The following is a 23,641-nucleotide window of genomic DNA, read 5'->3' on the forward strand; positions in this document are numbered from 1 at the left end:
CGGTCGGTCAGGTGGCCCGTGAGGTGAGAGATCGAGGCATGTGCGTGGCCTCCCCCTCCCCGGTGGTCGCCAGGGACACCGTCGCGACGAACTCGCTGCCCACACCCGGTGCGCTGCGGACCGAGAGCGAGCCGCCATCAGCTCGACGAGCTCGCGGCAGATGGCCAGACCGAGACCGACGCCTCCGTGCCGACGGGTGCTGGACCCGTCGGCCTGCTCGAACGCCTCGAGGACGCGCTCGATGCGATCCGGGGCGATGCCGATGCCGGTGTCGCGCACGACGAGCTCGAGCATGATGCGCTCGCCAGCGGATGGCTCCGCGCCCGCGCGCCGGACCTCCAGGCACACCGCGCCGTCGTCGGTGAACTTGAAGGCGTTGTCGAGCAGGTTCCCGACGACCTGGTGGACCCGGTGGGGGTCGCCGACGACGAACCGCGGGACGTCCGCCCCGACCGTGGCCGTGAACGCGATGCCGGCGGTGGCGGACCGCAGCTCGTAGGTCTCCACCACGTGGTCCACGAGCTCGTGCACGTCGAAACCGGTCGCGTCGAGCCTGAGGTGCCCGGACTCGATACGGGAGAAGTCCAGGACGTCCTCGACCAGCACGTGGAGCAGGCCCCCGGCGCGACGCATCCGGCGGACGAGGGCCTGTTCCTCGGGTGACAGGCTGGCGTCCTCCAGCATCTCCGTCGTCGCAAGCATCGTGGTCAACGGCGTGCGGATCTCGTGGCTCATCGTCGCGACGAACATCGACTTCGCCCGGGACGCCTCGAGCGCCGCGTCGCGAGCCTCCTCGAGCTCGGCGCGAGCCGCACGTTCGGACCGGATGAGCCGGGAGGTGCGGACGAGCGCGAGCACCACCAGCACGCACGACCCGGCCAGCATCAGCACCGGACGGTCGGGCTCGCCCCGGAGGTCGGCCACGACCTCGAGCGCTGGCGGGACCAGGAGGGGCACCACCGCGATGGCCAGCGACGCGGTCACCGAGCTCGGCCCCACCGCGTCGTCCGCCGGCGGCACCGACCGGCAGCGCCAGGCCGCACGCGCCATCAGGACCGGGGCGACCATCCAGGCGGCGTCCATGACCACCTCTACGTGCCCCGTCGGCCTCTGGACCCACATCACGTCCGCGACCAACCACAGCACGACGCCGAGCGCGAAGGTCCCTCCCAGGAGCGAGCGGGCTGCCGGGACGAGCAGGACCCGGACCATGAGCGCGAGGAGCACCGCGTCGGCCACCGGGTAGAACGCCCAGACTCCACGTGCCACCGCCGGGACGGTCCGGTCGGCGACGATCGCCACGACGCTGAAGTGCCAGAACGCCAGCACGCTGACCGCGACCACGGTCAGCGCGTCGACCACGAAGCCGACGTCAGCACCTCGTCCGGGGCGGCCCCGGGACAACGCCGACCACATCGCCGTGCACAGCACGACGTAGCTCATCGCCCACAACGGGTCGGCGAGGGACACGTCGGTGCCCACGCCTGTCGCGTCGAGGACCCCCCACACGACGTCACCCGACGCGCTCAGGGACAGGCCCAGGGCGAGGAGGACGGGGACGCGCCGCTCGCTCCGGGCGGCGGTGACGGCTGCCACCCACGCGGACAACGCCGCCCCGACGAGGACGCCGTAGTAGCAGACCTCGTCCACCCAGGTCCGGCCGTTCACGACGTACCCGAGCACCGCTCCGGTGACCAGGACCGCCGCGGCCAGGTCTGCCGTGCGCCCACGTCCGAGGCCGGGCGGACGGCTTCCGGCGTCGCTGGTCGAGTCGCGCGTCGGCACCGGGTCAGGAGGCGCGCTCGACGACCGGGAGCAGAGCGCCCACGCAGCCGGCCAGGTCGTGCAGGGAGAACGGCTTCGTCAGGTAGGACGACGCCCCCGAGCGCTCGGCGCTCTGGCGGGTGTCCATGTCGGCGTAGGCGGTGACGATGAGGACCGGGAGGCCGTCGAGGTGGGGCAGGGCGTGCAGCCGCTCGCACAGCTCGCCGCCGTTCATCACCGGCATGCTCCAGTCGAGGATCGCGAGGTCGAACGACTGCGTCGCCGCCACCTCGAGCGCCTTCGACGGGTGGCCGATGCTGGTCACCTCGTGACCGTCGCGTCGCACCCGGAAGGAGATGATGTCGCGGATGTCATCGTCGTCGTCCACGACCAGCACCACTGCCATCATTACCTCGGATCCGTCCAGTGCCGCGTCGTCGGGGGTCGCGCGGCGTGCGTCGCACAAGCCCTTCCCTGGGCCTGTCCACCCACCGTATGGGGTCGCGGCGCCGCTCGGGCGGGAATGGCCAAATCGCTGTGGATCCGCTGTGCCGTCGGGGGTTCAGGCGCGGTGCACGCAGGTCCCGTCGACCCACGTCGACCGCACGCGTGCCGCGCCGATCCGGTCCGGCTCGTCGAACGGGTCGCGGTCGAGCACGACCAGATCGGCGACCGCGCCGGGCGCCACCCGGCCGGCGTCGTCGCGGTGGTTGGCCCAGGCCGAGCCGCTGGTGTAGGCGGCGAAGGCCGCCCCGACCGGGAGCGCCTGGCCGGGCAGGAACGGGTGGCTGCCGGCGCGGCCGGGGTCGTCGTACGCCGTGCGGTGCACCGCGGTGTGCAGCGCGGCCAGCGGGTCGGGGGTGCTGACCGGCCAGTCGCTCCCCGCCACGAGACGCGCCCCGGCCGCGTGGAGGTCGGCGAACGGGTACTGCCTCGCCGCCCGCTCCGCCCCGAGGAACGGGATCGTGAGCTCGGTCATCTGCTCGTCGTGGCAGGCCCACAGCGCCTGGACGTTGGCGGCGACGCCGAGGACGGCGAACCGGGGCACGTCGTCGGGGTGCACCAGCTGGAGGTGGGCGATGTGGTGACGGCGGCGGGGGTCGGTGCCCTCGAACGCGTCGAGGGCCTCGCGCACGCCGCGGTCGCCGAGGCCGTGCACGTGCACCTGGAAGCCGAGGCGGTCGAGCTCGGCCACGTGGCCGCGCAGCGCGAGCGGGTCGACGAAGGAGATGCCGGCGTTGGAGGTCGCGTGGCCGCACCGGTCGAGGTACGGCTCGACGAGGGCGGCCGTGCCGTTCTCGGCGACCCCGTCCTGCATCACCTTCACCGAGGTCGCCCGGAACCGGCCACGCGACCACTCGGCGCGCTTGGCGACCAGCTCGGCGACCTGCTCGGCGCCGCGGTCGCGGTCCCACCACAGTGCCCCCACGACGGTGGCCACCAGGTCGCCCGACGCGGCGGCGCGAGCGTAGGCCGGACCGCAGTCCTGCATGCCGGAGTAGGACCCGACGATGGCGTCCTGCCACGACGTGACGCCCAGGGAGAGCAGGTACCGCTGGCCCTCCAGCAGCGCGGCATGCACCTCGTCGTCTCCCGCGACCGGCAGCACGGGGTCGAGCAGCCGCATCGCACCCTCGTGGAGCACCCCGGTGGGCGCACCGGTGGCGTCGCGCTCGATCCGCCCGTCGGGCGGGTCGGGGGTCTGCGCCGTGATCCCGGCGAGCGCGAGCGCGCGGGAGCTCACCCACAGGCCGTGGTGGTCGCGGTTGGCCAGGGCGACCGGGCGTGCGCCGACCGCCTCGTCGAGCGCCGCGGCCGTCGGCAGGCCGCCCGGGAAGGCCGCCATCGCCCAGCCGCCGCCGCGCACCCACTCCGCCTCGGAGGCGGCCGCCCAGGCCCGGACGTGCGCCACGTAGGCGTCGGCGTCCGCAGGCAGGTCGCTCAGGTCGCACCCGAGGCGCTCCAGCCCGCCCTGGACGGGGTGGACGTGCGCGTCGGTGAAGCCGGGCAGCAGCAGCCCGCCGTCGACGTCCTCGACGTCGACGCCCGGCACGGCGAGGTCACCGCCCACCGCCGCGACGCGGCCGTCGCGGACGAGCACGTCGCCGACCCGGCCGCGGTGGCGGAAGCCGTCGAAGAGGGAGGCGTTGCGGAAGACGGTGGCGGGCACGGAGCCATCCTGCACCCGTCGCGCGCGTCGGGGATCAGCGTTCCCGTGTCACCCGAGCGGGGCGAGGGCGCGGCACGTCGCGCGGGCGGCGGCGCTCGAGCCGCGCCATCAGCAGGGGCAGGGCCATGATGACGACCAGCACGGCAGGGATCCACAACAGGCTCACGACCCGCCCGTACCCAGCCGAGCCACCCCGATCCGCACCCCGCGGCGACTACGTCGTCGAGGCTGCGGCGATGGCGCCCTCGTCAGGTCCGGTGCGCCGGTCCACCACCTCGTCCAGGTAGCGCAGCACGACGGCGAGCACGGCCGTCACCGGGACGGCGAAGAACGCACCAGTGATCCCGAAGAGGGTGCCGCCGAGGGTCACGGCCAGCAGCACGACGGCAGCGTGGAGGTCCATGGACTTCGACTGCAGGAACGGTGAGAGCACGTTGCCCTCGAGCTGCTGCACCACCACGATGAGCGCCAGCACCAGCAGCGCTCCTGACAGGCCGTTCGACACCAGCGCGACGAGCACGGCCAGGAAACCGGCGACGAACGCACCGACGATCGGGACGAACCCGGCCGCGAAGGTCAGGACCGCCAGCGGCAACGCGAGCGGCACCCCGATGAGGAGCAGGCCGCCGCCGATGAGGACGGCGTCGATCAGCGACACCAGGGCCTGGGTGCGGATGAACCCGCCGAGGGTGTCCCAGGCGCGCTGGCCGACCGCCTGCAGGTGGCCGCCTGCCGACGGTCCGGCCAGGCGGGCCAGCCACGGCAGGAAGCGGACGCCGTCCTTGAGGAAGAGGAACGTCAGGATCAGGATCAGCACGAGGTTGACCACGCCGTTGGTGACGGCCGACACGCCGGTCAGGACGCCTGTGGCGATGCTCCCCGCGGAGCCCGACAGCCGCTCCTGCAGCCCCTGCAGGCCGGAGTCGACCTGCTCCTTGGACACGAAGTCCGACTCCTGCACCCAGTCCTGCACCCGCTGGAGGCCGTCGGTGGCGCTCTGGACGATGTCGCCGCTCTGCGCCGCCACGGACGGAGCGACGGTGAAGCCGGCCGCCACCACGAGCATGATGGCGCCGAGGACGGTCACCGCCGCGGCCAGCGCGCGCGGCAGGCGCACGGTCTCGTGCAGGAGCCGGGTGAGGGGCGCGAGCACGGTGCAGACGATGATCGCCATCAGCACGGGGAAGATGACCACCCACGCGTACTTGACCACGTAGCCGAGGAGCACCGCACCCAGCGCGACGGCCAGCAGGCGCAGGCTCCAGCGGGCCGACCACGCCACTCCGTGGCCGATCGTCTGCTCGCGCGTCGGTGGTGTCGTCACGAGCGGAGCAGCCACCACCGGAGCCGGGGTGGACACCGTTGCTGCGTCCGGGCGGGCGGTCGACCTGGGACGGGATCGGAAGGGGTTCACGGAGGCCGGTACCCGCCATCCCCGCCCCCATCCCCGTCCCCGCGCCCGTCCCCGTGGCTCCGGCGCCGGTCTACGCTGACGGCGTGGGCGAGGAGCAGGTGCGACGGGCGGCCGACGCCGCGATGCTGCCGCTGCGCGCCTCGCTCGCACCGGCGGGCGTCACCGAGGTGCACTGGCTGCCCGACGGCGACGGGAACCCGGTGGTGTGGGTCCGGGTCGCCACCGAGGCCGGCCGGGTCGCGGTGGAGTCCTACCCGTGGGTGCTGCCCCAGGTCCAGGCGGTGCTCTCGCGCGTCGGGCTGTCGCCCGAGAAGGTGCTGGCGCTGCGTCTCGAGGTGACCTCGGCCGAGGCCGAGGACCGGCTGTTCGAGGAGTGAGCGCCGTCCCTACGCCGGCGTCCGGTCCCCCGTGATCGGCGTGATCCACGACTGGTGGGTCCGGCTGTCCTTGGTGATGGCGAGCAGCTCGTCCATGTGGGGCTCGAGGCCGGTGACCTTGTCGAGCGGGACGCCGATGACGAGCTGGAAGCCCAGCCCCTTCCACGCCTGCACCGCGCGACCGGCGAACTCCGAGTCGGCCTTGACGAAGCCCTCGTCGAGGAACACCGGCGCGAAGCGGGGACGCGAGCGCATCTCGTCGCCGAGCCGGAAGCGCAGCGCCGAGCCGACGATGAACGCCACCAGCTCCTGGCTCTCGCCGCCGCTCTTCTCCCCCAGGGTGCGGTAGGTCGCGCGGAGCTCGCCGCTGAGCGCGTCGTAGCGCTCGGCGCTCACCTCGACGTGGCGGCGCACGTCGAGCAGGCGGTCGCGCTCGCTCGTCGTGACGACGCCCTCGCCGACCTGGGCCGGGCGGCGCAGCTGCGCCATGAACCGGCTGAGGTCGATGAACCGCTGCTCGAGGGCGGCCTCGTCGAGGTCGGCCGGCGTGCGCTGCGTCAGGGTACGCAGGTCCTTGAGGAAGACCTGGACGTGCGCGGGCGTGAGCCGGCGCAGCCGGATCCGCAGCCGGTCGCCCGCGCCGCCGAACTCCAGGCGTCGCAGGATCGCGTTGATCGGCTCGAGCCGGTCCTCGATCTCCTCGACCGAGGCCGACATCGCCCCCAGCAGCGGCACCAGGTCCTGGCCGCTCCAGTCGGTGAGCCGGCGGCGCCACTCGGCGCGCCGCCCCGCGAGGCCGGTGCCGCGGACCTCCTCCAGGATGCGGGCGAAGTCGGCGTAGGAGTCGGCGGTCGCCCCGAGGTTGGGCGACTCCCACTGCATCTTGTAGGCCCGGAAGACCGTCGTGAGCTCCTCGTCGGCGCGGCGCAGCTCCGACTCGGCGTCGCCGACGGCCTCGCGCAGCCGCTCGGCCAGCCGGTGCGACGACTCGGTGAACCGGTCGAGGTCCTCGGGATCCGCCGGCGCCGCCGCGGCGCGGAAGTCGGAGGCGAGGGCGGCCTCCTGCTCGTCGGTCAGCTCCGCGACCCCGGCCGCCGCGAGCCGGTCGGTGACCAGGTCCTCGTCGTCGACCAGACGCCCGTGCACCTCGTTGAGACCGCGCTGGCGCTGCTCGAGCTCGAAGCGGGTGCGCCGGGTGGCCTCGAGCCTCTCGCCGAGCTCCTCGATCTGTCGCTGCAGCACCTGCAGCTGGTCGTCGGAGCCGAGGATCTCCTCGCGCCGGGCGTGGAGCTCGGCGATCCGGCGGTCGCTGGCGTCGACGTCGATGTCGTCGAAGCGCGCGGACGCCACGGCGTCGTAGGCCGCACGCTGGTGCTCCAGCACGGCGGCACGCCGGTCGAGCGCGGTGACCTCGGCGTCGATGGCCAGCAGCTCGGCCTCGATCCGGTCGAGCTCGGCGTCGACCTCGCCGACGGCGTCCTCGTTGGAGAAGCCGATGATGTTGCGGGTGTCGCCGCGTCCGTGGGCGCCGCGACGGCCGTTGCGGGTCTGGCCGGCGAGGGTGACCCGGAAGCCGGGGCCGTCGAGGTCGCGGGCGTCCTCGACGCACAGCGCGTTGCGCGACGCCTCGCCCACGTGCGCCTGCACCCATCCCGAGAACGGGCTGTCGCGGAAGACCAGCTTGCCGGCGACCCGCTCGGGGTCGTCGGGCACGAGGTCGGGCAGGTCGAGCTCGACGCCCTCGAACACCAGCCGCCCGCGCAGCCGCAGGCCGTCGATGGCGCGGGAGAAGTGGGCGAGCTCGTCGAGCGGGACGAGCATCGTCCGGGCGCTGGCGCCGAGCACGGTCTCGACGGCGGTGCGCCAGCGGGACTCCTCGGGCGCCACGTCGACGAGCTCGGCCACGAACGGCAGGTCCTCCTCGGCGATGCCGCTCACCCGCGCCACCTCGGCGCGCAGCTCGTGCATCCGCGACCCGACGCGTCCGGCGCGCTGCTCCAGTGACTCGCGCTCCCGCCTCAGCTCGGCCTTGCGCTGGCTGAGCGGGTAGCGACGGTCACGGGCGCCGTCGCGCTCGCGGACGAGCCGCTCCTGCTCGCGGTCGCGGCCGGCGAGCCACTGGCGCGCGTGCAGCTGGAGCACGGCGAAGGACTCCGCCGACATCAGGGCGGAGTCGACGTCGGGCGCCTGCGCGTCGGAGACGTCGACGATCGGCAGCATGCGGTCGCGCAGCACCGCGCGCCGACCCTCGCGGTCGGCCCGCAGGCCCTGCTCCTGCTCCACCGCGAGCGCGAGCGCCTGCAGCGACGACCCGCCGGCGGCGCGGTGCGCCTCCTTCGCGGCTTCGAGGTCGCCGAGCAGCGCGCGCTCGGTCGCGACCGCGGAGGCGAGCGCGTCGGCCGTGGCCGCACGGTCGGCCCGGTTGGTGGTGACGGCGTCGCCGATCAGGCGCAGGTGGGTGCGCAGCAGCCAGGTGCGCAGGGGCGTGTCGCCGCTGCGGGTCACGCCGAACGAGTCGAGCTCGGCCAGCCTCCTCGCGGCCCGCACCTTGCGGTCGTGGATGTCGGCGATGGGCGCGAGCAGCTCGAGCTTCTGCTCCTCGGTGCGCATCGCGGCGTGCGCGGCGTCGAGGTCGTCGAAGTGCTCGATGGCCCGGTCGGCGGCGGCGTAGGTCGCCGGCCTCTCCAGGACCATGTCCTTGTAGAGCTCGTCGACGCTGCGCACCTGGTTGCCCGACTGGATCCGGGCCAGCAGCCGCAGCGCCTTGGCGCCGTCGCCGTTGGCGCCGATGCCGAGGCGGGCGTGCAGGACCGCGGCGAACTCGGCGTACGTCCGGTGGACCCGCACGCCGGGGAACAGCTTCTTCAGCGTGGTGGCGTGGAACCGGTCGGCCACCGCGACCTCGAGCGTCTCCAGCGCCAGCGGCCCGTCGTGGGTGACCAGCTGCATCTGCACGTCGCCGGAGCGGGTGGCGCGGCGAGGGACGTAGTAGGTGCGCAGCACGGTGAACTGGCCGCCGCGGTCGTTGTCGAAGGTCATCGCGACCGCGCCCCAGGTGTCGCTGCCGCGGCCGCGCAGCAGCTTCTCGACGGGGCGGCCGGTGCGGGGGTCGTCGACGACGTCCACCGCGCCGCGCAGGTAGGACAGCAGGTTGCGCTGGCCCAGGCTGCGCGCGCGTCCCGCGACGGCGTCGTTGGAGGCGCCGTTGAACTTGGTGTCCGACGGCATCATCAGCGCGGTGTAGGCGTCGAGGATCGTGCTCTTGCCGACGCCGGAGGCGCCGGAGATCATCGTCGCGTCGCCGCCCAGCGGCACGGTGGTCAGGCCGCCGAAGCCGCCCCAGTTGACCAGCTGCAGGAGACCCGCGCGCCACTGCATGGTGTCGTCGGCGGGCGTCACGACGGTGTCCTCGGAGAACAGGCCGTCGCGCCCGTCGCCCACCTCGGGGCGCTGGTCCTCGTCGATGCTCATGCCCGCTCCCCCGCGTCGTCGCGACCGGCGTCCGCGCTGGCGAACAGGTCGTCCTCCTCCGGCTCCGCGGGCGCGGTGCCGTTGGCCCGGCGCAGGGCGTCGAGGAGCTCCTGCAGCAGCTCGAGGGGCAGCAGCGGCTCGACCGCCTCGCTGATCTCGAACCGGTCGTCGCCGGGCGCGCCGATCAGGAGTCCCGCCTTGACGATGCTGGTCACCGCGTTGCGGGCGCGCTTCTCGTCGCCCGACTCGTCGGTGGCGTGCGCGGGGCGGAAGCTCTCCACGTGGTCGACGACGTCGTCGCGGTCGACGAAGACGCGGGTCTCGCCGCCGGCGTGCCCGGCGCGCAGCCGGTCGCGCAGGTGCACCAGCACCAGCGTCTCCTCCCGCGACCACGCCGCGTCGTAGAGCAGGGTTGGGAGCTTGCTGCCAGTCTCGCTGGTGGCCTGGCGCTTCCACGCCACCTCGCGGGCACGGTCGACCTGGAGCTCGAGGAAGAGGTCGTTGAGGCGTCCCCGCAGGACGCGCTCGTGCTCGACGAGCACCTTCCAGTCGCGCGGGTGGGTGCGGGCGCTGATGAAGCGCTGCTTGAGCAGCGTGACGAGCGCGTGCCGCTGCTCGTGGGCGAGGCCGCCCTCGTCGCCCTCCCAGAGGGAGACCGAAGCGAGGTCGCCCGCGTCGTCGGAGCCGGCGTCGTCCGCGTCGACGTCGCCGGCCTCGACGCCGAGGCGATCCAGGTCGTCGGGACGCTGGTGGGCGTCGAGGTCGGTGTCCACGCTCATGCGCGGGCCTCCTGCTGGTCGGGGGCGGGCCGGGTGTCGGGCCGGGTGTCGGGCTCGGCGTCGGGAGCCGGGAGCGCGACCCGCGGGACGGTGAAGGTGCGGCGACTGCCGTCGTGGCGCACCGCGGCGTAGGTCTCGGGCTCACCGGGACCGGGGGCGGCGAGCCCGGCCGCGAGGTGGAGCAGCCCGAAGATCTCCACCGGCCGGCGCAGCGAGGGCTCGAGCCGGTCGAACAGCTCGCCCAGGGTGCGGGCGTCACCGCGGGTGCGGCCCTCGCGCAGCCGCTCGCGGAGCGTGCCGAGCTGGGGGCCGCCGTGGGCGACGAGCTCCTCCAGCGACACGGCCGGCGCGTCGGCGGGGTCGGCGACGGTGATCGGCTCGGGCAGCACGTCGTCGGCCGGGTCGTGGAACCGCTCGCGCAGGTGCTCCACGGACGCACGGGCCGGCAGGAGCGCGACGTCGTGGGTGGCCCGCGGACCGGTGGTGGCGATCCACGTCATCAGCTCCGACTCCACCTGGCGCAGGGTCTGCTCGAGCTCGCGGTCGCGGACCGCGTCGTGGGAGACGATGTACTCCTTCAGCGTCGCGGTGACGCGCGAGCGCTGCGACAGCACCCGGTCGAGGCCCTCGCGCACGAGCGAGACGGTGCCGCGGAGCTCGGCGCGGTCGGCGTCGCTGAGCAGCCGGTCGGCGAGCGGGTGCTCGAGCAGCGCGGTCAGGTCCTCCCGCAGCTGGGTGACCAGCGCGTCGTCGCGCAGCAGCGCGAACGCGCCCTCGAAGGCCCGGCCCTCGTGGGTCGCGGTCATGAGCGCGTCGGCGCGCGCGAGGTAGTCGTCGACGATCTCGCCGGCGGGACGGTCCTCGGCGCGGAACGCCGCGAGGATCTCGCCCCGGATCGCGGCGAAGCGTTCCTCCACGCGGGCGAAGTCGCTGGGCAGGGCCGAGACGAGCGAGAGCAGCTCGGTGAAGCCCTCGTGCATGTAGTCCTCGGTGGCGCCGACCATCTCCTCGCCGTCGACGAGGCGGTCGCGCTCGGCCCGCAGGCGGGCGATCTCCTCGTTGAGGATGCCGACGCGCGAGCCGCGGTCGGGGTTGGCCTCGGAGTTGAAGCGCCGCACGGTGCCGAGGATGGTGGTGATGCGGTGCTCGCTGAGCGTGGCGCGGTCGCGGCTCAGGTTCTTGACCAGCTCGAGCGCCTGCTGGGCGTGGGAGGTCAGCGTGTAGACCTCCTGCCCCTGCTCGTCGAGGGAGCGCACCAGCCACTGACCGCGCATCCACCGCTGACAGATGTCGCGACCGCTGCCGGTCGGCAGGTCGGTCTCGCCCGCCTCGCGGACGCCCGCGAGGTGCTCCTCGACCTGCGTGTGCAGCCGGGCGGTCGGGATCGGGCGGTTGTTGCGGCCGAAGGCCGCCCGGAAGATCGTGATGACGACGGGCGCCTGCCGCTGGTGGAGCAGGGTCAGCGTCGGCTGGGCGAAGGCGCCCTTGACGCGCGCCAGCTCACCGGCGATCTCGCTCACGCGTTCCTCAGTCCCTCTGCAGTCCGACCCGACCCCGCGGTACGCCCTCGGGCCGGCGCGGAGCGCTGAGTTTCTCACCTGCGCCGGAGGGCCCGGCAGTCCGGGTCCCGCGTGTCGTGGGCTGCGGGCCCTCGGGCTCAGCGGGCCCGGCGGATCCGGATCGCGCCCTTCGCCGTGGACGGGTCGACCACACGCCCGCCCTGGGTCACCTCCACCTCGCCGCGCGCGACCATGCGCCGCGCTGCGCGTCGCGCCGGCTCCATCAGGGCCCGCCACGTCTCCTCGTCGTCGCCACCGACGGCCCGCGCGGCGTCGGACGGGCAGATCGTCGAGGACGCGGCGCGCTTCGCGAGCAGGTCGGTGATCGCGGCCTCCAGCCTGCGGTCGACGTCGTTGACGCCGCGCTTGCGGCAGGCCGTGGAGCAGTAGCGGACCTGGTCCCAGTCACGTTCCCACTTCTTGCGCCACTCGATCGTGCGCCCGCAGGACTGGCAGGTCTTCGGCTCGGGGGGCATGTCTCCAGTGTGCCCAGCGGGTCCTACTGCTCCGCCTCCCCTCGCCGGCCCGGGACGTGCCTCCTGCCCCGCCACCGGGTGGGTGGCGGGTTGTGGGGCCGAGTCATGGTCGGCGGGGGCGAGGGAGGTCTGGCGGGGGTGGGTCGAGGGCGGCGGTGCCGTCCCGGTCGCGGAGGTAGTGGTGGCCGTGGGGTGAGATCCACTCGAAGGCTCCGGGGCGGAGGTGTTCGTATCGCCAGGCGGTGTGGGTCTTGAGCCGGTGGTGGCCCCGGCAGAGTGGGGCGAGGTTCGAGGTCGCCGTCGGGCCGGGTTGGGGTCGGCCTTCCGCGGCTGCGTGATGGTCGTACGGCTCGATGTGGTCGAGGTCGCAGGCCCTCGCTGGGCGGGTGCACCAGGGGAACACGCAGGTGCGGTCACGCTGGACGACCTGCTCACGCAGACGGTCCGGGACGACGTAGGTGTCGGTGGTGAGCTCGGCGTTGAGGTCGAGGACCGGCCGGATGGTGACTTTGGTACGTGACGACGCGCACCAGGCGCTGACCTGGTCGAGGAGGGCGAGGCGCTGACCGTTCTCGAGCCGGGCGGTGGGCCCGAACACGGTGTCCTCGCCGACGGTGTCGGCGTCGAGGTGGACGTGCAGCACGACCTCGCGCGCAGCAGGCAGCCCGTCATCGTCGGGAGCGACGGAAACGCCTTGGGTGCGGAGGTCGAGGGCCGTCTGGGTGCGGGCGAGGTCACCGAGGGCAGCGGCACGTCGCGCACCGAGAGGCGCGGACGAGCCCAGCGCCTTCAGCGTTGCGGCGCCGTGGGCGATGGCGGCGTCGAGGTCGTAGGCGTCGGCGAGGTCGAGCTCGGCGTCCATCCGCATCACGCCGTCGTAGTGCACGTGACTGGTGTCGAAGGTGACGTGACGGGCGTCGTGGTTGAGGTACTGGTCGGCCTCGAAGTCCTCGTGGTCCTCACCGGCCTCGAAGTCCGGCCTCGGGGCAACGCTGAGGTCGTGGCGCTTGATCGCTTCGGCGACGAGCCGGTCGAGCTGCGCCGTGCCGACCTTCCCGGCGACGGCGGCGACCTGGGCGTCGATCCACCCCGCCGCCTCGGGCGTGAGTGCGGGAACGTTGTGGATGGTGGTCTCGGCGACCAGGCGTGCTCGCCACGCCGGGACGCGGCCGGCGTGCACCTGAGCCCAGAGCCGAGGCAACCGATGCCGCAGCTCGAGCGCGTGGCCGATCAGCTTCTTCGCCGCCGTGGTCGAGATGCCCAGCACCGCCCCGAGCTCGGGGAGCAGAACTCCGTCACCAGCGGGCACCTATCGCCGGCGATGGGTTCCTCGTGGTCGACGCCCGGCACGGTGAACGCGGCTGCGTCGTGGATCGAGCCGGGCGGGTGCAGGTCGGCCCACCGGGCGGCGAGATCGAGCTGACGGGCCGCAGCAGCGTCCTCTGTCCGGCGCTCACGGCGGATCGCAGCGAGCAGGCCGGCGGCGTCGAGGTCGTCGGTGACCTCGCCTGCTCCGCTTCCCGCCCGCGTGTCGATCATGTGTTCGATTCTAGCCTGACGGTCCGACAATTGGCCCTGTAGCGAAAGGGCCTGTGGACGACATCGACTGCCGGCCAGCGTCGTGCGGCGGTCGCCGCGCCGCCCCTCCCGCCGGAACTGCAGGCACGAGGGGCGGACGTCTCGAGAAGCCGAGCCGCAGGTCCCGGTCCCGGGGGTGTGGACCGGGACCCGCGGCACGGGGATCAGGGGGCGGACACGTCCGGGTCCGCCAGCACGAGCGCGGTCGGGTGGTTGGGCAGACCGAGCGCCCGGCGGCGTCGCAGCAGGGCCGCGAGGTGGCGTCCCGGGAGCAGGTCGCCCAGGACGACGTCGCCCGGGGGCGTGCTGTCGTGCCAGGGCCGACGTCGCGCCAGCGCCGCCAGGCACCGCTCGGCCGCCGCCACGTGGGCCTCGCGACGGAAGCTGCGCTGCAGCCCGGCGAGGTCGGGGGTGACCACGCGGCCGCCGGCGTACCGCCCGGCGCCCGCCTCGACGGCGAGGACGGCGTTGATGTCTGCGGAGTCCCCGTGGCCGTCGAGAGCCACGGTCACGACGCGGCTCCACGGCAGGTCCGCGAGGGCGTCGCGAGCGTCCGAAACGACCAGGCAGGCGAGGCTCCGAGGCACCCCGGACCGCGGGAGCCGCAGGTGCACCTCGAGGTCGCCGTCGTCGGTGACCGACACCAGGTCCACGAAGTCGTGGGCGGCGAGGGGCTCGTCGAGCGCGCGCTCCGCCACCGTCCGCAGCACCTCGCGCACGTCGGAGGTCGCGGCGGCCTCGGTCGGGACGCCGTGGCGGCTCATCCGCAGCACGATCATGCGCCACCGCCCGGGGTCGCGGGTCGTGCGGGACCGGGGACGGCGCGCGTCGCTCGCTCGTGTCGCGCCCAGGTGCTGGTGCTCATGGTTCCTCCGTCCGGCCGTGCCCGACGGTGGTCGTGGCAGCTGACGACGACGCTAGGCGTCGAGGTCCGACTTCCGGGCCCGGACGGCGTCTCAATGTGAGATCGGAGGTCGTCTCAATCTGAGACACCGAACCCCTCAGCGGAGTAACGTACGTCACACAGGGGAGGGGGCGAACCGTGTCCGAGGCACACCTCCCCCAGCGCGCGCAGCTGCGGCTCCAGGCGTCGTGGCAGCGCAGCCAGGACTACGGCGTCTCCGTGGAGGAGGTCGACCCGCTCTTCGCCGGGACCTTCGACGACGAGTCGCTGTTCTTCGAGTGCGGACGCGAGGCACTCGCCGGTCTCCTGGTCTCCCTCCCCGGCGAGCCGGTGTCACTGATGCTCACCGACCCCGACGGCCTGGTGCTCAGCCGGGTCAGCGGCGACCCCTCGTTGCTGCGCGCCCTCGATGCGGTGCACCTGGCCCCCGGGTTCGCGTACGCCGAGCGCACCGTCGGCACCAACGGGCTCGGGCTGGCCCTGGCCGACCGCAGTCCGACCCTGGTGAGGTCGGCGGAGCACTACGCGCTGAGCCTGCGTGGGTACACCTGCGCCGCCGTCCCGGTCCTGGACCCGGCCACCGGCAGGGTGGAGGGCTGCATCAACCTCACGACCTGGTCCGAGCAGGGCGGCGAGCTCCTGCTGGCGCTCGCGCAGTCCGCAGCCAGCACGACCTCGGCGCTGATGGTGGCCCGCTCGTCGGGAGGTCGCTCCCGACCGCCCGCGCGCGGGCACGTCTTCCGTGTCGAGGCCCCACGCCTGGAGCCGGGCTCGGGGACCGTCGACGCGCTCTCGCCGCCGTGGCAGGACGCCCTCGCCGAGGCCGCGGGCGCCGCGCGCCTGGGCCGCGGCGTCGTGGCCGTGGGCGAGACCGGCGCCGGTCGCTCCACCCTGCTGGCGCAGGCGCTGCGCCGCGTCCACCCGCGGGGGCGCGTCCTCGCCGCCTCTCCCCCGGCTCCCCAGGACAGCGAGGCGTGGCTGGGGCTGTGGACCCCCGAGCTCGGCAAGCCCGACACGGCCGTCCTGCTGCGCGACGCCGACCAGCTGCCCACGTGGGTCGCCGAGCACGTGCGCGACCTGGTGCTCCGGGCGCGCGTGCGCGCGGCCGCGACCGGCGCCGGCAGCCCGACGTTCGCCCTCACCTCCGCCGGGCTCGACACGCTGCCGGCAGCCCTGGTCGGGCTCGCCGACGCGGTGGTGGTCGTCCCGCCGCTGCGCGACCGCGCCGACGACGTCATGCCGCTGGCCCGCCACGCGGCCCGGCGCGCACGCGGCCGCGAGGTCGCCTTCACCCCCTCCGCCGAGAACGCCCTGCGCTCCTGCGGCTGGCCGGGCAACGTCGGCCAGCTCATCGAGGAGGCGACCCGCGTCGCGACCCGCACCGACGTCGTCGACGTGCGCCACCTCTCCGCCGACGTGCTGTCGGGCTCGACACGCCGGCTCAGCCGGATCGAGGCCTTCGAGCGGGACGAGATCGTCCGGGTCCTCGCGCGCGGCGGCGTCTCCGTGCAGGAAGCTGCCGCAGAGCTGGGGATGAGCCGGGCGACGGTCTACCGCAAGCTCGCGCAGTACGACATCCACCTCCCCCGCGCCGGCCGCTGACGACGCTCGGATCCCGCCCCGACGGAGGTGACCCCCACCCCGCCGGGCGACCTAGCGTCCGGAGCGAGGGGACGCGACCTGGCGGCCCGCTGTCCCGGAGGTCCCCCGCGTGCCCGACCGCACGGCAGTCCTGATCGGTGCACCGACCGACGGCGAGCAGGACGAGCTCGACGACCTCGTCGACCGGGCCCGCGACGCTGCCGCCGACGTGCCGGCCGCCCTCGACCTGGCGCGCGTCGTCGGGACGCAGCTCCCGACGCCGGGCTCCGGCCGCACCGCCCACCTGTGGTCGGCGCTGGCCAGCGCCGCGGCGGTCGACCTCACCGTCGCGCGCACCCTCGAGCCGCACCTCGACGCGCTCGCGATCCTCGAGCAGGCCGGCCGCCCGCCCCAGGACGGCACCTGGGGCGTCTATGCCGCGGAGGGCCCGGGCGAGCCACTGCGGGCCACGCCCGACGGCGACGCCCACCGGCTCGACGGCAGGAAGCACTGGTGCTCCCTGGGCGGTGTCCTCGACCGCGCGCTGGTCAGCGCGTGGGTGGGCGAGGAGCGCCAGCTGTTCGCGGTCGACCTGCGCCAGCCCGGCGCCACGGCGGTGCCCGGCACCTGGGTCGCCCGGGGCCTCACCGACGTCGACTCGGGTCCGGTCGACTTCGCCGGCGCGACGGCGTACGCGGTGGGTGAGCCGGGGTGGTACCTCGAGCGGCCCGGCTTCGCCTGGGGCGGGATGGGCGTCGCCGCGGTGTGGTTCGGGGGCGCCGTGGGGGTGGCGCGGCGGATGCTGCGCGCCGCCGGCTCCCGGATGCCCGACCAGGTGGCGCTGGTCCACCTCGGCGCCGTCGACGCCGCGCTGCACGCCGCCGCCTGCGTGCTCGAGCGGGCTGCCCGCGACGTCGACGCCGGCCGGCTCTCGGGCGCCGACGGCTGGCGCGCCGCGCTCCGGGTGCGGGAGGTCGTGGCCCTGGCCGCCGAGGACGTCCTCGCCCGCGCCGCGCACGCCTTGGGCCCGGGCCCGCTGGCCTCCGACGAGGAGCACGCCCGACGGGTGGCCGACCTCGGCCTCTACCTCCGGCAGTGGCACGCCGAGCGCGACCAGGCCGCGCTGGGCCAGGAGCTGCTCCACCACGGGGCACGCGGCTGGTGACCGCGCCCTCCTTCCGCCACGACCGCCCCGGCACGCCGGCCGGTCGCTGGGACGACGCCGTCGCCGCCCTGCCGGGCCTCGTGCTCCCCGAGGGCCGCAACCGCGTCGTCGTCGCCGGCGCGCACCCCGACGACGAGACGCTCGGGGCGGGCGGCCTCGTGCACGCCGCGGCCCGGGCGGGCCGTCGGGTGCAGGTCGTCACCGCGACGGCCGGCGAGGGGTCGCACCCGCACTCCCCCACCCACCCGCCGACCGCGCTCGCGGCCGTCCGCCGCGACGAGCTGCGCGCGGCGATCGCGGCTCTGGCCCCCGGGGCCGACGTCCGGTGCCTCGACCTCCCCGACGGCGACGTCGCCTCCCACGAGGAGGCCGTCGTGGCGGCCCTGGTCGAGACCGTCGGCGCCTCGGGCGAGGACGTCGTGCTGGTCGCACCGTGGCGCGGCGACGGCCACCCCGACCACGAGGCGGTCGGGCGGGCGGCGGCGATCGCGGCGGACCGCACGGACGCCCTGCTCTGGGAGTACCCGGTGTGGGCCTGGCACTGGGGTGGCCCCGCGACGCTGCCGGCCGGGGCGTCGCGCCTGCCCATCGACGCCGACGACCTCGACGCCAAGCGGCGCGCGGTCGCCGCGCACACCAGCCAGGTGCGTCCCCTGTCACCCGCGGCGGGCGACGAGGTGATGCTCGGCCCCGACCTGCTCGCCCACTTCGACCGCCCCGCGGAGGTGTTCCTCACCGGCGGGGACGTCGAGGACGAGGTGCTCGACCAGGTCCACCGCGACGACCCCGACCCGTGGCGCGTCGACTCCCCCTACGAGCGCCGCAAGCGTGCGGTGACCCTCGCCAGCCTGCCGCGCGAGCGGTACGCCGACGCGCTCGAGGTCGGCTGCTCCGTCGGTGCGCTCGCCGTCGACCTCGCCGCGCGCTGCGACCGGCTGCTCGCGATCGACGCGAGCCGCACGGCGGTGAGGCTGGCGCGGCAGCGCACGGACGGGACGGCTCACCTGGAGGTCCGGCAGGCGCGGGTGCCGTCGCAGTGGCCGGTCGGCACCCGCGACCTGGTCTGCGTCTCGGAGATCGGCTACTTCCTGAGCCCCCGCCGACTCGCGGAGGTCGTCGACCTCGCGCTCGGCTCGCTGTCCGACGACGGCCACCTGCTGCTGTGCCACTGGCGCCACCAGCCGGTCGGGTGGCCGCTCGCGGGCCCGGCGGTCCACGACGCCTTCCTCGCGACCGGCGCCCCCGTCATGGTCGAGCACCAGGAGCCCGACTTCCTGCTGCACGTGCTCGGGCGGCCGGCGTGAGCCGCCCGGCGGCGGTGGCCGTGGTCGTCCCGGCCCGCGACGAGGAGGAGCTCCTGCCGGCCTGCCTCGACGCGGTCGCCCACGCCCAGGAGGCGCTCGGGCGCGCTCACCCCGACGTGCCGACCTGCACCTTCGTCGTCCTCGACGCCTGCCGCGACCGCACACCCGCCGTCGTCGCCGCTCGCCCCTCCGTCGTCGCCGTCCCGAGCCTGGCGGGCAACGTCGGCGCGGCCCGTGCGCTCGGCGTCGAGGCGGCCGCGCGGTGGGCCCGCGCGACGACCGACGGCCCGCTGTGGGTGGCAGGCACCGACGCGGACAGCGTCGTGCCGTCGCACTGGCTCACGGCCCAGGTCGAGATGGCCGCGGCCGGGCGCGACCTGGTCGTCGGCACGGTGACCCCGCGCCGTGCCGACCTCCCGCCGGAGCTCCACGCCGCCTGGGTCGCCGCGCACGACGCCGGCGACGGCCACCCCCACGTCCACGGCGCCAACCTCGGCTTCTCGCTGCGCGCCTACGAGCACGTGGGCGGGTTCGCCCCGCTGGCGGTGCACGAGGACGTCGCGCTGGTCACCGCCATGCACGCCGCCGGGCTCGACGTGCTCGCGACCGGCGCCGTCGCGGTGACCACGTCGGGCCGCCGCTCGGGCCGCGCGCCCCACGGGTTCGCGCACTACCTCGACGGCCTCGGCGCCTGAGGCCCCGGTCGGCCGCCACCGTCTACGCTGGCGCCGATCCCCATGACCTCCCGCACCCCCGACCGCCCGCGCCGCCTGCTGCTCGTGGTCGACGCCCCCTCCCTGCTGCACCGCAACCACCACGCGCGCTCGCACACCGGGCTGCGCGACCGGCAGGGCCGGCCGATCTGGGCGCTGCACGGCATGCTGCGCCAGATCCTGGAGTCGATCGACAGCTTCGCCCCCGACGCCGTGCTGTTCGGCCTCGACGACCGCACCTTCTCGGTGCGCCGCGACGCCTACCCCGACTACAAGGCAGGTCGCGCCGAGAAGGACCCCGAGCTCGTCGACCAGCTCGACCGGGCCGCCGCCCTGCTCGACGCGCTCGGCCTCGCCACGCTCACCCCGCCCGGGCTCGAGGCCGACGACGTCAACGCCTCGGGCGCGACGTGGGCCGAGCAGCACGACTGGGACTGCGTGATCATCACCTCCGACCGCGACGCCTTCGCCCACATCAGCCGCCACACCCGCGTGCTGCGGCTCATCGACGGCGGCATCCACGGGTCCCCCCTGCTCGACCCGGCCCGCCTGTTCGACATGTACGGCGTCCGCCCGGCCAACTACCTCGCCTTCGCGGCGCTGCGCGGCGACGCGAGCGACAACCTCCCCGGCGTGCAGGGCATCGGCGAGAAGACGGCCGCGATCCTGCTCGACGTGGCGGGGTCCATGGACGCCGCCTGGGCCGACGTCGACCACGAGGACGGACGCAACCTCGTGGCCGCCCTCGACGACTGGTCGGCCGAGACCGGGGCTCGTCGGGTCGGCACCAGCCTCGTGCGCCGCCTCCGGGCCGAGGGCGCCCGCCAGCGCTACGACTTCAACGTCGAGATGATGTCGGGGCGCCACGACCTCGACCTGGGCCTGACGCCCGACGTGCCGGGCTCGCGCGGGCTGCTGCCGCTCGACCTCGACCGGGTGACCCGCGTGGTGGGCTTCCTCGACAACGACTTCACGACCGACATGGCCGTGCGGGTGCTGACCGGGCGGCCCGCCTCGGGCTGATCAGTCGACGCGCATCTCGCCCAGCTCGTTCCACCCGGTCTGGTCGACCTCGGTGCTGACGATCTCCGGGGTGCGAGCCAGGTACTGCGGGAGCTCGCGCTGCGCGGCCTTGAAGTGCTCGGACTGCACGTGCGCGGCGCCCGCCTCGCCGTCGCGGAACGCCTCGACGAGGACGTACGTGGTGGGGTCGTCGAGGCTGCGCGACCACTCGAACCACAGGCAGCCCTCCTCGGCGTTGCAGGCGTCGGTGAAGGCGCGCGACAGCTCGGGCCACGCGTCGGCGTGCTCGGGCAGCACCGGGAACTTGGCGGTGATGAAGATCAAGGGACTCTCCTCCTCGGTGGGGTGGGGGTGCTGGTTCAGGAGCCCGCGACGACGGCAGGCACGATCGCGGCGGTCATGATGGCGGTGTTCATGGCCTGCACGGCCTTGGCGACGGCGGCGCCGGCGCGCACGTCGGTCGAGACCTCCTCGATGCGTCGCTCGAGGTCCCGGCGGCCGAGGTCCCCCTTCTCCTCGGCCAGCACCTTGCCGACCAGGCCGAGGCCCTGGAGCACCGAGAGCAGCGTGGCGTCGGACGGCTGGGGGGTGCCGCCGGCGAGCACGGTGCGCAACCGCTCGCGCACCCGTCGCTCGGGCTCGGGGTCGAGCACCGGGTAGCGGGCGGGCACCAGGCCGAGCGCGCGCTTCTCCTCCACGCCCACGACACCCGCCGCGGACAACGCCTGTGCCACCTCCGCCTCGACGGCCAGCCGGCGGTCGGTGACCAGCCCGGAGAGCCGCTTGCCGTCCTTCTCGACCAGGCGCGCCAGCGCGGCGTCGAGGGCCGGGTGCCCGGTGGGCTCCGGCGACAGCACGGTCGCCCGCGGGTCCTTGTCGTCGCTCAGCGTGACGCGCTCGGCGAGCACGAGGTCGGTGACGACCGCCGCGGCGAGACCGTAGCCGTTCTGCGACATCGCGCTCTCGGCCTTGCCGTCGTCGCGCCGCAGCAGCAGGAACAGCTCCTCCACGATCAGCATGCCGCCACCCTACGGACCCGCCCGGAGCGGGGCCCGAGCCTGCTCGGGGGCCCGGGCAGCACACGACTCCGGACCGCGTCCGGCAGTTCACCTGCTGTGCACCGGGCGTCCGCGTGCCCGTGACCCGCGGACAACAGGGTGGAGCGGCAGCACCCCCGCACCCCCGACCCGGCTCCGGAGACCCTCATGACCGACACCACTGCTCGCCCCCTCCTGCCCATGGCGGGCCTGACCCACGGCAACCGGAGCCCGCTGACGTGCCACCTGCGCTGCGGCGACGCCTGCTCGGTGGCGGCGCCGAACAGCACCGAGACGTCCTACTTCCGCGACGTGGCGGCCCAGGCGCTGCGGCGCCGTACGGTCGTGGGCGCCTCGCTGACCGCCGCCGCGGTCGGTGTCGCCGCTGCGGCGCCCGCGGCAGCCGCACGCGGCCACCACCCGGGCGGCCACGGCGGCCACGGCGGTCACGGACCTGGCGGCCCCGGTGCGCAGCCCGTGCCGCTGGCCTTCACCGCCATCGCACCGGTCGCCACGACGGTCGACGACGTCACGGTCCCGGCCGGCTACGGGTGGGACACGATCATCCGCTGGGGCGACCCGGTGCTCCGCGGGGCGCCCGCCTTCGACGCCGCTCGCCAGAGCCCCGAGGCGCAGGCCGGGCAGTTCGGCTACAACAACGACTACCTCGACATCATCGAGACCAACCGTGCCGGCACGAAGGCCCTGCTGGTGTGCAACCACGAGTACACCAACGAGGGCATCATGTTCCCGCCCGGCACCGACTCCGAGACTGTGGTCCGCACGGTCTGGGCCGCCCACGGCATGTCCGTGGTGGAGCTCGAGCGCCGCCGCCGCGGCGACACCTGGCGCTACGTCCCGGGCGCCCGGCTCAACCGCCGGATCACCCTCGACACCCCCTTCGTGCTCGACGGCCCGGCCGCCGGCTCCGACCTGCTGAAGACCGTCGAGGACCCGACCGGCACCCGGGTGCGGGGCACCATGAACAACTGCTCGGGCGGCACGACGCCGTGGGGCACCGTGCTCTCCGGCGAGGAGAACGTCAACCAGTACTTCAGGGCCACCGGCACCGACCCGCGCGAGGCCCGCTACGGCCTGTCCCCCACCCAGGACGCACGCAGCTGGCGTGCGATCGACCCGCGCTGGGACGCCACGACGGAGGGCTACCGCAACGAGCCGAACCGCTTCGGGTGGATCGTCGAGGTCGATCCGACCGACCCCCGCTCGACGCCGGTCAAGCACACCGCGATGGGCCGCTTCAAGCACGAGGGCGCCAACGTCATCGTCAACGCCGACGGCCACGTCGTGGCCTACATGGGCGACGACGAGCGCTTCGACTACCTCTACCGCTTCGTCTCGCGCGACCGGCTGCGCGGGCGCAGCGGCAGCTGGAGGCGCCACGGCAGCCGCTCCCCGCTCGCCGACGGCGACCTGTCGGTCGCGCGCTTCAGCGGTGACGGGCTCGAGGACGGCGTCAGCGACGGCACCGGCGAGTGGATCCCGCTCACGAAGGACGGACGCTCGATGGTCCCGGGGTTCACGCTCGAGGAGGTCCTGGTGTTCACCCGCCTGGCCGCCGACGCCGTGATGCCCACCAAGATGGACCGCCCCGAGGACGTGCAGCCGAGCCTGCACAACGGGAAGGTCTACGTCGCGTGCACCAACAACACCGACCGCGGCAAGGCCGGCAAGGAGGGCCCCACCGAGCCCAACCCGCGCGCGGCCAACAAGGACGGCCACGTCGTCGAGATCAGCCCGACCGACGGTGACCACACCAGCGACACCTTCACCTGGGACCTGTTCCTCATCTGCGGGGACGCGGCCTCGGCCGGCACCTATTTCGGCGGCTGGACGGGCCCGGTGTCCCCGATCTCCTGCCCCGACAACGTCGCGTTCGACAGCCTCGGCAACCTCTGGATCTCCACCGACGGCCAGCCGAGCGCGATCAAGCTCAGCGACGGCCTGTTCAAGGTGCCCGTCGAGGGCCCCGAGCGCGGCCGGGTCCAGCAGTTCCTCGCGGTGCCCTCCGGTGCCGAGACCTGCGGTCCCGTCGTCCACGACCGTGACGGCTCGGTGTTCGTCGCGGTCCAGCACCCGGGTGAGGACGGCACGTGGGACGCCCCGCAGTCGCGCTTCCCCGACTTCGTCCCCGCGGGAGGCACGGCACTTCCCGGCCGGTTCGCCGGCCCGCGGCCCTCGGTGGTCCAGGTGACGCGCCGCTGACCCGCGCCTGACCACCCCGTCGACCACGGGCCGGACCCCCACCCGGCCCGTGGTCGGCCCCTGCCCCGATCCGCTCGCACCCCTCGGACCCGCGAAGGACCAC

20 protein-coding genes and 1 pseudogene are annotated in these 23,641 nt (G+C 74.6%); 8 read left to right on the forward strand and 13 right to left on the reverse strand.

Going from position 1 to position 23,641, the window contains the following annotated elements:
- Positions 1-189: 189 nt before the first annotated feature.
- The 5 genes and pseudogenes from ACFFJG_RS15415 to ACFFJG_RS15435 all read right to left on the reverse strand — a co-directional run.
- A pseudogene (locus ACFFJG_RS15415) lies at positions 190-1,443 on the reverse strand (sensor histidine kinase); the annotation flags it as partial.
- A 346-nt stretch (positions 1,444-1,789) separates the two neighbouring features.
- Complete coding sequence (locus tag ACFFJG_RS15420; protein WP_378519672.1) at positions 1,790-2,152, reverse strand: response regulator; 363 nt, start codon at positions 2,150-2,152, stop codon at positions 1,790-1,792.
- A 174-nt stretch (positions 2,153-2,326) separates the two neighbouring features.
- Entirely contained in the window at positions 2,327-3,934 is a 1,608-nt protein-coding gene (locus ACFFJG_RS15425) for an amidohydrolase (protein ID WP_378519673.1), read from the reverse strand.
- A gap of 34 nt (positions 3,935-3,968) precedes the next feature.
- Positions 3,969-4,100 carry a hypothetical protein gene (locus ACFFJG_RS15430; RefSeq protein ID WP_378519674.1) on the reverse strand — a complete coding sequence of 44 codons (132 nt, stop codon included), beginning with the start codon at positions 4,098-4,100 and terminating at the stop codon, positions 3,969-3,971.
- Positions 4,101-4,148: 48 nt separating this feature from the next.
- Positions 4,149-5,273 carry an AI-2E family transporter gene (locus tag ACFFJG_RS15435; protein ID WP_378519675.1) on the reverse strand — a complete coding sequence of 375 codons (1,125 nt, stop codon included), beginning with the start codon at positions 5,271-5,273 and terminating at the stop codon, positions 4,149-4,151.
- 158 nt (positions 5,274-5,431) lie between these two features.
- Here ACFFJG_RS15435 and ACFFJG_RS15440 point away from each other — a divergent pair, with 158 nt between their 5' ends.
- Positions 5,432-5,725 (forward strand): hypothetical protein, encoded by a 294-nt coding sequence (locus ACFFJG_RS15440; RefSeq protein ID WP_378519676.1) that lies wholly within the window; start codon positions 5,432-5,434, stop codon positions 5,723-5,725.
- Positions 5,726-5,734: 9 nt separating this feature from the next.
- Here the strand turns inward: ACFFJG_RS15440 and ACFFJG_RS15445 are convergent, their stop codons facing one another.
- The 5 genes from ACFFJG_RS15445 to ACFFJG_RS15465 all read right to left on the reverse strand — a co-directional run bounded on the left by ACFFJG_RS15445 (position 5,735) and on the right by ACFFJG_RS15465 (position 13,277).
- Positions 5,735-9,196, reverse strand: coding sequence for an ATP-binding protein (locus ACFFJG_RS15445; RefSeq protein WP_378519677.1), 3,462 nt, complete (start codon positions 9,194-9,196; stop codon positions 5,735-5,737).
- Positions 9,193-9,975 carry a DUF4194 domain-containing protein gene (locus ACFFJG_RS15450; protein WP_378519678.1) on the reverse strand — a complete coding sequence of 261 codons (783 nt, stop codon included), beginning with the start codon at positions 9,973-9,975 and terminating at the stop codon, positions 9,193-9,195. The genes ACFFJG_RS15445 and ACFFJG_RS15450 overlap by 4 nt, the downstream gene beginning before the upstream one ends.
- On the reverse strand, positions 9,972-11,495 hold the full coding sequence (locus tag ACFFJG_RS15455; RefSeq protein WP_378519679.1) for a DUF3375 domain-containing protein: 1,524 nt from the start codon (positions 11,493-11,495) through the stop codon (positions 9,972-9,974). Before ACFFJG_RS15455 ends, ACFFJG_RS15450 begins: the two co-directional genes overlap by 4 nt.
- Positions 11,496-11,632: 137 nt before the next feature.
- Positions 11,633-12,010 (reverse strand): DUF3253 domain-containing protein, encoded by a 378-nt coding sequence (locus ACFFJG_RS15460; RefSeq protein ID WP_378519680.1) that lies wholly within the window; start codon positions 12,008-12,010, stop codon positions 11,633-11,635.
- Between the two features lie 103 nt (positions 12,011-12,113).
- On the reverse strand, positions 12,114-13,277 hold the full coding sequence (locus tag ACFFJG_RS15465) for an HNH endonuclease signature motif containing protein (protein ID WP_378519681.1): 1,164 nt from the start codon (positions 13,275-13,277) through the stop codon (positions 12,114-12,116).
- Between the two features lie 65 nt (positions 13,278-13,342).
- Here ACFFJG_RS15465 and ACFFJG_RS15470 point away from each other — a divergent pair, with 65 nt between their 5' ends.
- On the forward strand, positions 13,343-13,591 hold the full coding sequence (locus ACFFJG_RS15470) for a hypothetical protein (protein ID WP_378519682.1): 249 nt from the start codon (positions 13,343-13,345) through the stop codon (positions 13,589-13,591).
- Positions 13,592-13,752: 161 nt separating this feature from the next.
- Here ACFFJG_RS15470 and ACFFJG_RS15475 read toward each other — a convergent pair whose 3' ends face one another.
- Positions 13,753-14,352 carry an iron-sulfur cluster assembly protein gene (locus ACFFJG_RS15475; protein ID WP_378519683.1) on the reverse strand — a complete coding sequence of 200 codons (600 nt, stop codon included), beginning with the start codon at positions 14,350-14,352 and terminating at the stop codon, positions 13,753-13,755.
- A 278-nt stretch (positions 14,353-14,630) separates the two neighbouring features.
- On the opposite strand from ACFFJG_RS15475, the gene ACFFJG_RS15480 reads away from it, so the two are divergent.
- From ACFFJG_RS15480 to ACFFJG_RS15500, 5 genes are all read left to right on the forward strand, one after another.
- Positions 14,631-16,094 (forward strand): helix-turn-helix domain-containing protein, encoded by a 1,464-nt coding sequence (locus ACFFJG_RS15480; RefSeq protein ID WP_378519684.1) that lies wholly within the window; start codon positions 14,631-14,633, stop codon positions 16,092-16,094.
- Between the two features lie 109 nt (positions 16,095-16,203).
- Positions 16,204-17,238, forward strand: a complete 1,035-nt coding sequence (locus ACFFJG_RS15485; protein ID WP_378519685.1) for an acyl-CoA dehydrogenase family protein — start codon at positions 16,204-16,206, stop codon at positions 17,236-17,238.
- Positions 17,235-18,542, forward strand: coding sequence for a bifunctional PIG-L family deacetylase/class I SAM-dependent methyltransferase (locus ACFFJG_RS15490; protein ID WP_378519686.1), 1,308 nt, complete (start codon positions 17,235-17,237; stop codon positions 18,540-18,542). Before ACFFJG_RS15485 ends, ACFFJG_RS15490 begins: the two co-directional genes overlap by 4 nt.
- Positions 18,539-19,237 carry a glycosyltransferase family 2 protein gene (locus ACFFJG_RS15495; RefSeq protein WP_378519687.1) on the forward strand — a complete coding sequence of 233 codons (699 nt, stop codon included), beginning with the start codon at positions 18,539-18,541 and terminating at the stop codon, positions 19,235-19,237. The genes ACFFJG_RS15490 and ACFFJG_RS15495 overlap by 4 nt, the downstream gene beginning before the upstream one ends.
- Positions 19,238-19,279: 42 nt before the next feature.
- Entirely contained in the window at positions 19,280-20,278 is a 999-nt protein-coding gene (locus tag ACFFJG_RS15500; protein WP_378519688.1) for a 5'-3' exonuclease, read from the forward strand.
- On the opposite strand, the gene ACFFJG_RS15505 is transcribed toward ACFFJG_RS15500, so the two are convergent.
- Together ACFFJG_RS15505 and ACFFJG_RS15510 are read right to left on the reverse strand one after the other, a co-directional pair.
- Positions 20,279-20,602 (reverse strand): putative quinol monooxygenase, encoded by a 324-nt coding sequence (locus ACFFJG_RS15505; protein WP_378519689.1) that lies wholly within the window; start codon positions 20,600-20,602, stop codon positions 20,279-20,281.
- Between the two features lie 35 nt (positions 20,603-20,637).
- A complete protein-coding gene (locus ACFFJG_RS15510) occupies positions 20,638-21,297 on the reverse strand; it encodes a GOLPH3/VPS74 family protein (protein WP_378519690.1) in 660 nt (219 codons plus the stop codon).
- Between the two features lie 186 nt (positions 21,298-21,483).
- Between ACFFJG_RS15510 and ACFFJG_RS15515 the strand changes: the two genes are divergently transcribed.
- Positions 21,484-23,538, forward strand: a complete 2,055-nt coding sequence (locus tag ACFFJG_RS15515; protein ID WP_378519691.1) for a PhoX family protein — start codon at positions 21,484-21,486, stop codon at positions 23,536-23,538.
- Positions 23,539-23,641 lie beyond the last annotated feature (103 nt).

The organism is Nocardioides zeicaulis (assembly GCF_042432345.1).
GTDB lineage: Bacteria > Actinomycetota > Actinomycetes > Propionibacteriales > Nocardioidaceae > Nocardioides > Nocardioides zeicaulis.